This is a genomic window from Pseudomonas sp. BN102 (genome assembly GCF_029871245.1).
Classification (GTDB): Bacteria; Pseudomonadota; Gammaproteobacteria; order Pseudomonadales; family Pseudomonadaceae; genus Metapseudomonas.
Genome location: NZ_SSON01000073.1, coordinates 333,952 through 345,523, shown reverse-complemented (window position 1 = coordinate 345,523; position 11,572 = coordinate 333,952). Strand labels below are relative to the sequence as shown.

9 protein-coding genes are annotated in these 11,572 nt (G+C 66.7%); 1 reads left to right on the top strand and 8 read right to left on the bottom strand.

The window, feature by feature from the left end; translation table 11 throughout:
- Positions 1 to 203: 203 nt before the first annotated feature.
- The 8 genes from E8F12_RS20965 to E8F12_RS20930 form a co-directional block, all read right to left on the bottom strand.
- Complete coding sequence (locus tag E8F12_RS20965) at positions 204 to 1,628, bottom strand: gamma-aminobutyraldehyde dehydrogenase (protein WP_280327100.1); 1,425 nt, start codon at positions 1,626 to 1,628, stop codon at positions 204 to 206.
- 164 nt (positions 1,629 to 1,792) lie between these two features.
- Positions 1,793 to 2,599 carry an ABC transporter permease gene (locus E8F12_RS20960; protein ID WP_280327099.1) on the bottom strand — a complete coding sequence of 269 codons (807 nt, stop codon included), beginning with the start codon at positions 2,597 to 2,599 and terminating at the stop codon, positions 1,793 to 1,795.
- A complete protein-coding gene (locus E8F12_RS20955) occupies positions 2,589 to 3,539 on the bottom strand; it encodes an ABC transporter permease (protein WP_280327098.1) in 951 nt (316 codons plus the stop codon). The genes E8F12_RS20960 and E8F12_RS20955 overlap by 11 nt, the downstream gene beginning before the upstream one ends.
- Before the next feature lies 1 nt (position 3,540).
- On the bottom strand, positions 3,541 to 4,566 hold the full coding sequence (locus E8F12_RS20950; protein ID WP_280327097.1) for an ABC transporter ATP-binding protein: 1,026 nt from the start codon (positions 4,564 to 4,566) through the stop codon (positions 3,541 to 3,543).
- Between the two features lie 273 nt (positions 4,567 to 4,839).
- A complete protein-coding gene (gene ydcS, locus E8F12_RS20945; protein ID WP_280327096.1) occupies positions 4,840 to 5,991 on the bottom strand; it encodes a putative ABC transporter substrate-binding protein YdcS in 1,152 nt (383 codons plus the stop codon).
- Between the two features lie 64 nt (positions 5,992 to 6,055).
- A complete protein-coding gene (locus tag E8F12_RS20940; RefSeq protein ID WP_280327095.1) occupies positions 6,056 to 7,561 on the bottom strand; it encodes a gamma-aminobutyraldehyde dehydrogenase in 1,506 nt (501 codons plus the stop codon).
- A gap of 104 nt (positions 7,562 to 7,665) precedes the next feature.
- Entirely contained in the window at positions 7,666 to 8,577 is a 912-nt protein-coding gene (locus E8F12_RS20935; protein WP_280327094.1) for a LysR family transcriptional regulator, read from the bottom strand.
- A 148-nt stretch (positions 8,578 to 8,725) separates the two neighbouring features.
- Positions 8,726 to 9,634, bottom strand: coding sequence for a LysR family transcriptional regulator (locus tag E8F12_RS20930; RefSeq protein ID WP_280327093.1), 909 nt, complete (start codon positions 9,632 to 9,634; stop codon positions 8,726 to 8,728).
- A gap of 176 nt (positions 9,635 to 9,810) precedes the next feature.
- On the opposite strand from E8F12_RS20930, the gene E8F12_RS20925 reads away from it, so the two are divergent.
- Positions 9,811 to 11,475, top strand: coding sequence for a GMC family oxidoreductase (locus E8F12_RS20925; protein ID WP_280327092.1), 1,665 nt, complete (start codon positions 9,811 to 9,813; stop codon positions 11,473 to 11,475).
- Positions 11,476 to 11,572: the final 97 nt, after the last annotated feature.

Below are 11,572 nucleotides of genomic sequence, written 5' to 3'. Positions count from 1 at the left end.
AGGATGAAGCTGAAATTACGCAAGGTGTTACGCATTGATCGTTCTCCTGGTGAGTGATGGTGCCGGTGAAGCGAATCTGTTCTTCCTGTGGGGGCGAATTCATTCGCGAAGGGCGACGCAGCTGCCCCCTGGTTGCTCCCAGGGCAGGCCTGCGGCCTGCTTAGCGACTGAAGTCGCCCCCACAAGGAAGAGCGAACAGCCGATTAATGCTTGAACATCACATGACGCACGGCGGTGTAGTCCTCCAGGCCGTACATGGACATGTCCTTGCCGTAGCCGGAGTGCTTGACCCCGCCATGGGGCATTTCGCTGACCAACATGAAATGAGTGTTGACCCAGGTGCAGCCGTACTGCAGGCGCGCGGACAGGCGGTGGGCGCGACCGACATCGGCGGTCCACAGCGAGGAGGCCAGGCCGTAGTCGGAGTCGTTGGCCCAGGCCAGTACCTGCTCCTCGTCGTCGAAGGCGGTGACCGAGACCACCGGGCCGAACACCTCGCGGCGGACGATCTCGTCGTCCTGGCGGGCGCCAGCCAGCACCGTGGGCTGGAAGAAGAAGCCGGGGCCGGCGACGCGCGCACCGCCGGTGACCACCTGGATGTGCGGCACGGCGCTGGCGCGCTGGACGAAGCCTTCGACGCGCGCGAGGTGCTGCTCGGTGATCAGCGGGCCGAGTTCGGTGGCCGGGTCGTCCTGCAGGCCGGTCTGGATGCTGCCCACGGCCTCGCCGAGCTTGGCCACAAACTTGTCGTAGATGCCCTGCTGCGCGTAGATGCGGCAGGCGGCGGTGCAGTCTTGCCCAGCGTTGTAGAAACCGAAGGTGCGGATGCCTTCCACGGCGGCGTCGATGTCGGCATCGTCGAAGATGATCACCGGGGCCTTGCCGCCCAGTTCCATGTGCATGCGTTTCACGCTGTCGGCGGTGCCGGCGATGATCCGCGAGCCGGTGGCGACCGAGCCGGTGAGGGAGACCATGCGCACTTTCGGGTGGGTGGTCAGCGGTTCGCCGACGCTCGGGCCGCGGCCGAAGACCAGGTTCACCACGCCGGCGGGGAAGAGCTCGTTGATGAATTCGGCGAGCTTGAGGGCGGTCAGTGGAGTCTGCTCGGAGGGTTTCAGCACCACGGTGTTGCCGGCGGCCAGGGCCGGGCCGAGTTTCCAGGCGGCCATCATCAGCGGGTAGTTCCACGGCGCGATGGAGGCGACCACGCCGATCGGATCGCGGCGGATCATCGAGGTGTGGCCGGGCAGGTATTCACCAGCGGCGGAACCGCTCATGCAGCGGCTGGCGCCGGCGAAGAAGCGGAACACATCGGCGATGGCCGGCAGCTCGTCGTTCAGCGCGGCGGTGTAGGGCTTGCCGCAGTTCTGCGATTCCAGGCGGGCGAGTTCTTCGGCGTGGGCGTCGATCTTGTCGGCGAGCTTGAGCAGCAGGCTGGCGCGCTCTTTCGGCGGGGTCTGCGACCAGACCGGGAAGGCGGCATCGGCAGCCTGCACGGCGGCATCCACCTGGGCCGGGCTGGCCTCGGCGATTTCCACCAAAGCGGTGCCCAGGGACGGGTTGAGCACGGCGAGGCTCGGGCCTTCGCCGGCGACCAGTTGGCCATTGATCAGGAGTTTGGTTTGCATGGGGTCTTCCTCGTAGCTATCCCCTCTCCCTTCAGGGAGAGGGCTAGGGAGAGGGCTGCGGACTTGCCGGCAGCCGCGTGTTCAGAATCGAGCCTCGTCACCCTCTCCCCCGGCCCCTCTCCCTGAAGGGCGAGGGGAGGAGTCCGAGTGAGAGGGGAATATCTTTACTTCCCGCTCCCCGCCACGCCTTCGCCACCCTTGGTCAGGTAGTAGGCGCCGAGGATCGGCAGCATGGTCACCAGCATCACCAGCATGGCGACCACGTTGGTCACCGGGACGTCGCGCGGGCGGCTGAGCTGGTTGAGCAGCCAGATCGGCAGGGTGCGTTCGTGGCCGGCGGTGAAGGTGGTGACGATGATCTCGTCGAAGGACAGCGCGAAGGCCAGCATGCCGCCCGCCAGCAGGGCCGAGCCGAGGTTCGGCAGGATGATGTGGCGGAAGGTCTGCCAGCCGTCCGCGCCCAGGTCCATGGAGGCTTCGATCAGGCTGTGGGAGGTGCGGCGGAAGCGCGCGATCACGTTGTTGTGGACGATCACCACGCAGAAGGTGGCGTGGCCGATGACGATGGTCAGCATCCCCGGCTCGATCCCTAGACCCTTGAACGCCGAGAGCAGGGCGATGCCGGTGATGATGCCGGGCAGGGCGATGGGCAGGATCAGCATCAGCGAGATGCCTTCCTTGCCGAAGAAGTCGCGGCGGTAGAGCGCGGCCGCGGCCAGGGTGCCGAGCACCAGGGCGATCAGGGTGGCGAGTGCGGCCACCTGTGCCGACAGCTTGATCGCTTCCACCACGTCGGCGCGGCCAAAGGCGACGCTGAACCAGTGCAGGGTGAAGCCCTGGGGCGGGAAGCTGAAGGCCGCGTCTTCGGTGTTGAAGGCGTACAGGAAGATGATCAGGATCGGGATGTGCAGGAATGCCAGCCCACCCCAGGCGGCCGCTTTCAGCCCCCACGAAGCTTTCTCAGAGTGCATCGAAGGCCCCCAGACGTTTGACGATGGACAGGTAGATGGCGATCAGCACGATCGGCACCAGGGTGAAGGCGGCGGCCATGGGCATGTTGCCGATGGCGCCCTGCTGGGCGTAGACCATGCTGCCGATGAAGTAGCCGGGCGGGCCCACCAGCTGCGGCACGATGAAGTCGCCGAGGGTCAGGCTGAAGGTGAAGATGGAGCCGGCGGCGATGCCTGGGATGGACAGCGGCAGGATCACTTGCATGAAGGTCTGGCGCGGGTGAGCGCCGAGGTCCGCCGAAGCCTGCAGCAGCGACGGCGGCAGGCGCTCGAGGGAAGCCTGGATCGGTAGGATCATGAACGGCAGCCAGATGTAGACGAACACCAGGAAGCGCCCAAAGTGCGAAGTCGACAGGGTGTTGCCACCCACCCCGGGCATGCCCAGCAAGAGTTCCAGCAACGGCTGCAGGTGCAGCGCCTGGACGAACCACATCACCACGCCGCCCTTCGCCAGCAGCAGGGTCCAGGCGTAGGCCTTGACGATGTAGCTGGCCCACATGGGCATCATCACCGCGATGTAGAAGAACGCCTTGGTCCTGCCCGTGGTGTAGCGCGCCATGTAGTAGGCGATGGGGAAGGCCAGGGCAGCGCTGGCGAGGGACACGGCGACCGCCATGCCCAGGGTGCGCTGGATGATGTCGAAGTTCGCCGCCTGGAACAGCGCGGCGAAGTTGGCCAGGGTCAGGTCCGGCGTCACCGCCATGGTGAAGTCGTCGAAGGTGTAGAAGCCCTGCCAGAGCAGGGTCAGCAACGACCCCAGGTAGATGGCGCCGAACCACAGCAGCGGCGGTACCAGCAGCAGCGAGAGGTACAGGGTCGGCTTGCGATAGAGCAGGTTCGACAGCCGCCGCAGCAGGCCGTTGGCGGCCTGGGGCCGCTCGGCGTTGAGGGTCAGTTCCATGTCACAGGTCCTCGTTGAGCTGGACCATGGCGTCGCGAGCCCAGCGGGCGGTCACCACCTGGCCTTGCTGGTGCAGCGGCGCGGCGTCCTGCCACTGGTTGTTGGCCAGGCTGACGCAAAGGTTCTGGCCGTTGTCCAGGCGGATCTCGTAGCGGGTGGCGGCGCCCTGGTACTGGATATCGTGGAGCAGGCCGCTGATCTCCACCTCGTGGCTGCCGATCTCGCCTTGGGCGAAGCGGACATGCTCGGGGCGGATGGAGAAGGGCTGCGAGACACCAGTGAGCTGGCGCGCCAGATCGCCGCGCAGCACGTTGGAGGTGCCGACGAACTCGGCCACGAAGGGCGTGGCCGGCTTCATGTAGAGGTTGCGCGGGGTGTCCACCTGCTCGATGCGGCCCTTGTTGAATACCGCCACCCGGTCGGACATGGACAGCGCTTCGCCCTGGTCGTGGGTGACGAAGATGAAGGTGATGCCGAGCTGGCGCTGCAGCTTCTTCAGCTCGCTCTGCATCTGTTCGCGCAGCTTGAGGTCGAGCGCGCCCAGGGGCTCGTCCAGCAGCAGCACGCGGGGGCGGTTGACCAGCGCGCGGGCCAGGGCCACGCGTTGGCGCTGGCCGCCGGACAGTTGCGCGGGTTTGCGGTCGCCGTAGCCGGCCAGGGCGACCATCCCCAAGGCTTCCTCGGCACGGTTATGGCGCTCGGACTTGCCGACTCCCTTGACCTTGAGCCCGTAGGCGACGTTGTCGCGCACGTTCATGTGCGGGAACAGTGCGTAGTCCTGGAAAACGGTGTTGACGTCGCGCTCATAGGGCGGAAGGCCGGCCGCCTCCTCGCCATGAATGCGGATGGAGCCCGAGCTGGGTTGCTCGAAGCCGGCGATCAGGCGCAGGCAGGTGGTCTTGCCCGAGCCTGACGGGCCGAGCATGGAGAAGAACTCGCCGTCCTTGATATCGATGGATACCCGGTCGACGGCCTTGACCTCGCCGAACTGGCGGGAAACCTGGGTGAATTGGACGGCAAGTGTCATGGTGAGGTGCTCCGGTGACGCGAAAAAAGACATGACCTGGGCGGGGTCTCGAGGTGGAGGCCCAGCTGGGAATCTCAGGTGGCTCAGGACAGCCCCCTCTCCCTCGGGGAGAGGGTTGGGGTGAGGGGCGCGTCAGCAGCTCGGTTTTTCAGGGTGATTCGGACCAGCCCCCTCTCCCGCTTGCGGGAGAGGGTTGGGGAGAGGGCGAACACCGTGCGGTGGCTGACTACCCTCTCCCCCGGCCCCTCTCCCAGAGGGAGAGGGGAAGTTTCGTTACCTTCCGCCCATGATCGCGATGTAGTCCTGGGTCCAGCGGCTATAGGGCACGTACTTGCCGCCCTCGGCCTGCGGGGTTTTCCAGAAGGCGATCTTGTCGAACTGGTCGTAGCCGTTGGTGGCACAGCCTTCGGCGCCGAGCAGGGCGCTGGCCTTGCAGCCGGCGGGGACGGCGGGCAGGGAGCCGAACCAGGCGGCCAGGTCACCCTGGACCTTGGGCTCCAGGGACCAGCTCATCCACTTGTAGGCGCAGCTCGGGTGCTTGGCGTCCACGTGCAGCATGGTGGTGTCGGCCCAGCCGGTGACGCCTTCCTTCGGCACCACGGTGGCCACCGGCTGGCCCTCGGCTTTCAGGGTGTTGGCCATGTAGCCCCAGGTGCTGGAAGCGGCCACGCCTTCGTTCTTGAAGTCGCTCATCTGCACGGTCGCGTCGTGCCAGTAGCGGTGCACCAGGCCGTGCTGCTTGCGCAGCAGGTCGAGTACGGCGGCGTACTGCTCCTCGGTCAACTGGTAGGGGTCCTGGATGCCCAGTTCCGGCTTGGCGGACTTCAGGTAGAGGGCGGCATCGGCGATGTAGATGGGGCCGTCGTAGGCCTGCACACGGCCTTTGTTGGCCTTGCCGTCGGCCAGTTGCTGCGGCTCGAACACGGCGCTCCAGCTGTCCGGCGCCTTGGTGAAGGCCTTGGTGTTGTACATCAGCAGGTTCGGGCCCCACTGGTAAGGCGTGCCGTACTGCTTGCCCTGCACGGTGAACCAGGGGGCGTCCTTCAGGCGCGGGTCGAGGTTCTTCAGGTTGGGGATCAGGTCCGGGTTGATCGGCTGCACGCGCTTGCCATAGATCAGGCGCAGGGAGGCATCGCCCGAGGCGGTGACCAGGTCGTAGCCGCCCTTGGTCATCAGGCTGACCATCTCGTCGGAGGTGGCGGCGGTCTTCACGTTGACCTTGCAGCCGGTGTCCTGCTCGAACTGGGTGACCCAGTCGTAGTTCTTGTCCGACTCGCCGCGCTCGATGTAGCCGGGCCAGGCGATGATGTCGAGCTGGCCTTCGCCCTTGCCGACTTCCTTGAGGGCCTCGGCAGCCTGCAGGCTGGTGCTGGCCAGGACGGCGGTGGCGATGGCGCTAAGCAGAGCGGTTTTGCGCACGGACATGATGTTCCCTCTCGAGTTGTTATTGGTCGGGGCAGTTGGGGCAGGTCGAACCGTTGTTGTTTTGCTAAAGCGTCTCTCCGTGGCACGCCATGATGTGGCGCACCACGCTGTAGTCCTGCAGCGAATCGCTGGACAGGTCCTTGCCGTAGCCGGAGCGCTTGAGCCCGCCGTGGGGCATCTCGCTTGCCAGCATGAAATGGGTGTTGATCCAGGTGCAGCCGTACTGCAGGCGTGCGGCCACTTGCATGGCCTTGTCCAGGTTCTGCGTCCAGACGGAGGAGGCCAGGCCGTATTCGGAGTCGTTGGCCCAGTCCACGGCCTGGGCCAGCTCGTCAAAGCGGGTGACGGTGACCACCGGGCCGAAGACTTCGCGCTGGACGATTTCGTCCTGCTGCTTGCAGCCGGCCAGCAGGGTCGGCTGGTAGTAGAAGCCGGCGCCGGAGTGCACTGCGGCGCCGGTGACCCGCTCGATATGCGGTTGGCCGAGGGCGCGTTCGACGAAGCTGGCCACCCGGTCGCGCTGGCGCGAGCTGATCAGCGGCGGCATCTCGTTGTCCTGGTCGCGCTTGCGGGCGAAGCGCAGGCTGGCCACGGCATCCCCCAGCTCGCTCACCAGGCGGTCGTGGATGCCGGCCTGGGCGTAGACGCGGCAGGCGGCGGTGCAGTCCTGGCCGGCGTTGTAGTAGCCGTGGGTGCGGATGCCCTGGACCACGGCATCCAGGTCGGCGTCGTTGCAGACGATCACCGGCGCTTTTCCGCCCAGTTCCAGGTGGGTGCGTTTCAGGGTGCGGGCGGCGCTCTGGAGGATCTTCTGGCCGGTGACGATGTCGCCGGTCAGCGAGACCATGCGCACTTTCGGGTGACCCACCAGTTGGCTGCCGACGCTGTCGCCGCCGCCGCAGAGGATGTTGATCACGCCCGGCGGGAGGATCTCCGCCAGGGCCGGGGCCAGCGCCAGGATCGACAGCGGGGTGTGCTCCGAGGGCTTGAAGATCAGGGTATTGCCGGCGGCCAGGGCCGGTGCGATCTTCCAGGCCGCCATCATCAGCGGGTAGTTCCAGGGGGCGATGGAGGCCACCACGCCCACCGGGTCGCGGCGCACCAGGCTGGTGTGGCCGGGGATGTATTCGCCGGCCAGTTGGCCTTGCTGGCAGCGCACGGCGCCGGCGAAGAAGCGGAACACGTCGGCGGTGGCGGGGATGTCGTCCTGGCGCGCCAGGTGCAGCGGCTTGCCGCAGTTCAGGGCTTCCAGGCGGGAGAGCTGGTCGGCTCGCTTCTCGATGGCGTCGGCGATGGCCAGCAGGGCGGCGGAGCGCTGTGCAGGCGTGGTGCGCGACCAGCCGGCGAAGGCGCGGTGGGCGGCGGCGACCGCGGCTTCCACCTGTTCGATGGAGGCTTCGGCGATGCTCACCAGGGTTTCGCCGCTGGCGGGGTTGATGATCGGCTCGGCCAGCCCCGCGCCTATGACCAGTTGGCCGTCGATCAGCAGTTCGCTGTGCAGGGTCGGGGTGCTCGCGGCGCCGGTCATCTTGCTGGCTCTTTTCTTCTCGGGTTTTTGTTCTTCGGTCATCCCGGTGCTCCTTGTGGCGCCCGGCATGGCTCTGCTTATGGGTTCGAGAGACTAGAGGCCGGGCTTGAGGTCGACAAATTCTAAATATTGAAAGTAGCGTTCGATTAAATCGAAAGCCTGCGGTTGTTCGGCTGTTCCCGCGCCACGGTGAGGAAAGGGTCCACCAGGGCCGGCCGCGCGGTGCCGCGGCGCCAGGCCAGGCCCACGTCCAGCGGCTCGCCGAGGTCCACCAGGGGCCGGGCTTCGATGATGTCGCCCTCCAGGGACCAGGGGCGGTAAGTCATGTCCGGCTGGATCGACAGGCCGAGGCCGGCTGCCACCAGGCTGCGCACCGCTTCCACCGAGGCGGTGCGCAGGGTCACCTGCGGCGTCATCCCGGCACGCGACCAGATGCGCTGGGTGTGCAGGCCCATCTCGTCGGCGTTGAGCTGGATCAGCGGCTCGCCGGCCACGTCCGCCAGGCTGATGCTGTCGCGCTCCAGCAAGGGGTGCTGGGCCGGCAGCCAGAGGCGGTGGGGCGAGTGGGTCAGCACTTCGGTCTGCAGGGCGTGGCGGTCTTCCAGGTTGGAGAGGATCAGCACGCTGACGTCGATCTCGCCGCTCACCAGTAGGTGTTCGATATAGGGGCGTTCGTCTTCCACCACGCGGGTCTTCACATTGGGGTAGGCGCGCTGGAAGCGGGTGATCAGGTCGGCCAGGTAATAGCCAGCCACCAAGCTGGTCACGCCGATGGTGAGGTTGCCAGTCACCTGGTCGGTGCTCTGTTGCAGGCTGCGCTTGGCGTTTTCCACGGTAGCGAGGATCAGGTGCGCCTGGCGCAGGAACTGGTGGCCCTGGTGGGTCAGGGACATGCCCTTGGCATGGCGGTTGAACAGGCTGACGCCGATTTCCTCTTCCAGCTGCTGGATGGCCAGGGTCAGGGTCGACTGGGAAATGAACACCGCCTGGGCGGCGGCGGAGATGGAACCGGTTTCGGCGACGGCGATGAAATGGCGGATCTGGCGGAGGGTCATCATGGGCGGCGCTTCGCGTCTGGATGGCTGCCGCACAGTATGGTTTATCGAAAATTGAATGAAGGATTCTTTTTAATCGAACGCTGTGTCGTGAACCGTAGGAGCGAGCCTGCTCGCGAACCTTGCTCCGCTTTCGCCAGCAAGCTGGCTCCTACAGAGGGGCGGTACAGTCTCCCTCGCCAAGCAGCAACGCCCGCTCCCGCGCGCACAGTTCCAGCAGAAAATCCCACACCACCCGCAGGCGCACCGAGCGGTGCAGTTCGCGGCGGGTGCTCATCCAGTATTCGCGTTCGATGTATTCCTCCGGCAGCACCGGCACCAGCACCGGATCGCGGCTGCCCATGAAGTGCGGAAGTATCGCTACGCCGATACCGGTCTGGGCCGCCTGCTGCTGGGCGACCACGCTGGTGCTGCGGAACACCACGTGGGGGTGGCGGCAGAAGCTGTGGTGGAACATCAGCTCCTGGCTGAACAGGAGGTCGTCGACGTAGCCGATCCACTGGTGCTTGCCCAGGTCGTCGCGCTTGTTCAGGGGCGGCGCCTGCTCCAGGTAGGCCGGGCTGGCGAACAGGCTGAGGCGGTAGCGGGTCAGCGAGCGGGTGATCACCAGGTCGGCGTTGGGTCGGTCGAGGGAGATGGCGATGTCTGCCTCGCGGTTGGTGATGCTGACGAAGCGCGGCACCGAGACCAGCTCCACTTCCAGCCCCGGATACTGGCGCATCAGCTCGGCCAGGCGCGGGGCGAGAAACACGCTGCCCAGGCCCTCGGTGACGCCGATGCGGATCTGCCCCAGGGGCGAGATGCTCTGGCTCATCTCCTCCTGGGCCAGCAAGGCGGTGTTCTCCATGGCCTCGGCATGCTTGAGCAGGGCCTGACCGGCGGGCGTCAGCTGGTAGCCGCCGGTGTGCTGGGCGAAGAGTTGCGTGCCGAGGTCGCGCTCGATGTTCTCGATGTGCCGCGCCACCGTCGCATGGGTGGTGTTCAGGCGCTTGGCGGTGGTGAGCAGGCGGCCGCTGCGCTGCAGTTCGAGGAAGAAGCGCAGGTCGTTCCAGTCGAACATGGCACCGGTCCTTGGCAGGGAAAGGGGAGGGCGTTGTTAGAAAACTAACAGCAGCTGCCCCGAAACGTTCGTTTTTTTATCGTGAATGAGCGACTAGCCTCAAGCCGTTCGTGACCTGGCATTCAGTTGCCGCCAGTCCGACGGCCTTCGAAAACAACGACAAGACGAGGCTCGCCATGTCCGAGGTAATGGATACCTACGACTACCTCATCGTCGGCGCCGGTCCCGCCGGCTGCCTGCTGGCCAACCGGCTTTCCGCCGACCCGGCCAACCGCGTCCTGCTGCTGGAAGCCGGCGGCGCGGACAATTACCCCTGGATCCACATTCCCGTCGGCTACCTCTATTGCATCGGCAACCCGCGTATCGACTGGTGCTTCAACACCGATGAAGTCCCCGGCCTCAACGGCCGTGCGCTGAAGTACCCGCGCGGCAAGGTGCTCGGCGGCTGCTCGTCGATCAACGGGATGATCTACATGCGCGGCCAGGCCCGCGACTACGACGGCTGGGCCGCCGAAGGCAACGCCGGCTGGAGCTGGAAAGAGCTGTGGCCGCTGTTCCTGCAGATGGAGGATCACTTCGGCGGGGCCAGCGACCTGCACGGTGCGGGCGGCGAGTGGCGGGTGGAGCGCCAGCGCCTGTCCTGGCAATTGCTGGATGCCTTCCAGCGGGCGGCCGCGCAGACCGGCATCGCCAGCGTCGAGGACTTCAACGGCGGCGACAACGAAGGCTGCGGCTACTTCCAGGTGAACCAGCGCGGCGGCGTGCGCTGGAATGCCTCGAAGGGCTTCCTGGGCGGCATCCGCCAGCGCCCGAACCTGACCGTCCTGACCCAGGCCGAGGTGGCTCGGGTGATCCTCGACGGGAGCCGCGCCAAGGCCCTGCTGGTGAACTGGCGGGGCCGCGAGCGGCGCATCGAAGCGCGCCGCGAGGTCATCCTCAGCGCCGGGGCCATCGGCACGCCGTGCCTGCTGCAGCGCTCCGGCATCGGTCCGCGTCCGTTGCTGGAGCGTCTCGGCATCGGCGTGGCGCACGAGTTGCCGGGCGTCGGCGAGAACCTCCAGGACCACCTGCAACTGCGCATGGTCTACAAGGTCAGCGGCGTGCCGACCCTGAACCAGATCGCCGGCAGCCTGTGGGGCAAGCTGGGCATGGGCCTGCGCTACCTGCTGGACCGCAGCGGCCCGCTGTCCATGGCGCCGAGCCAGCTAGGTGCCTTCGCCCGCTCCGATCCGCAGCAGCCTTCGGCCAACCTCGAATACCACGTGCAACCGCTGTCGCTGGACCGCTTCGGCGAGCCGCTGCACGACTTCCCGGCCTTCACCGCCTCGGTTTGCGATCTGCGCCCGCACAGCCGTGGCATGGTGCGCATCCGCTCGGCGAAGCTGGGCGACGCCCCTTCGATCCAGCCCAATTACCTGAGCGACCCGCGCGACCTGGCGGTGGCCGCCGATGCCATCCGCCTGACCCGCCGCATCGTCGCCGCGCCCGCCCTGGCCGCCTACCAGCCCGAGGAATACCGGCCCGGCCCGGACTACCGCAGCGAGGAAGACCTGCACCGCGCCGCCGCCGAGATCGGCACCACCATCTTCCACCCCGCCGGCACCTGCCGCATGGGCCAGGACCGCGAGGCGGTGGTGGACGAGCAACTGCGTGTGCGCGGAATTCCCGGGCTGCGCATCGCCGATGCCTCGATCATGCCCAGCCTGACCTCCGGCAATACCTGCTCGCCCGTGCTGGTGATTGCCGAGAAGGCGGCGCAGCTGATCCTTGCCGAGCGCCAGCGCGAGTCCCTGGCGGAAACCGCCGTGGCGGGACGGGAGGTGGAACCCATCGGGGCCTGATCGGCCCGTGATACCCAGCATCGTGCGGTGCCTGCACCGTGGTGGTCGAGGCTGACAACGGTAGTACCGGACAACAACAAGAGCCCTCACGAGGGGC